Genomic DNA, 747 nt, shown 5'->3' with positions numbered 1-747 from the left:
CGATTACCCGCCTTGGTGATGCTTCCGAGAGTCGGTTTACCCCCACTCGAAATTTGCCTGGGCGTCAGCCCGAGCCAGGCAGCAAAATCCCGCCCCGAATTGAATACGCTTGGGTCCGGTACACTGGCTGCAATTACCGAGGCAACAAGCTTGCCAACGCCGGGAATTTCTCCGAGCGAACGGCTCGTCTCGCTTCGCGCGTGGGCCTTGGCGATCTCCCTCTCCAAATCATCGAGCGCGCTTCCGAGTGCATCAATTTGCTGACCGAGAACCCTTGCAGCCATGACAGCGGCGTCCGGAAGAGTCGTGTCGGCTTCTGCGAGGTCTAAAAGCTCGTCGACGCGGCCGGTGCCCTTGGCGACGACAAGACCGAATTCGGCTAGGTGGCCACGTAGAGCGTTCACGCTCATCGTTCGCTGTTTGACGAGCAGCTCGCGCGTCTTGTGCAGCATCAGTGTCGCTTGCTGATCAGCGCTCTTGATCGGCACAAAGCGCATGGCAGGTCGCGAGACCGCTTCACATATGGCCTCCGCATCGACGGCATCGTTCTTACCCCGCTTGACATATGGTTTTGTGTAGGCGGGCGGCATCAGAGACACATCATGTCCCATCGCCTTTAGTTCGCGCGCCCAATAGTGCGCTGAGCCGCAAGCCTCCATGCCAACGCGGCACGGCTCGATCTTCGAGAAAAACTCGCGCATTGTTCGGCGCGTCAGCTTGCGCTTTACGGCCGGCGCAGCCTCGCTA

The 747-nt window shown here is 59.8% G+C and carries 1 protein-coding gene; it reads right to left on the bottom strand.

What is annotated here, in order from left to right:
• On the bottom strand, nt 1–701 hold a 701-nt coding region (locus IVA78_RS06770), incomplete at its 3' end, for an IS110 family transposase (RefSeq protein WP_247464874.1).
• Nucleotides 702–747: the final 46 nt, after the last annotated feature.

It is taken from the genome of Bradyrhizobium sp. 137, from assembly GCF_023074095.1.
GTDB lineage: Bacteria > Pseudomonadota > Alphaproteobacteria > Rhizobiales > Xanthobacteraceae > Bradyrhizobium.
The sequence above is the reverse complement of the archived record's forward strand: the minus strand, read 5'-3'. Positions and strand labels throughout refer to the sequence as shown.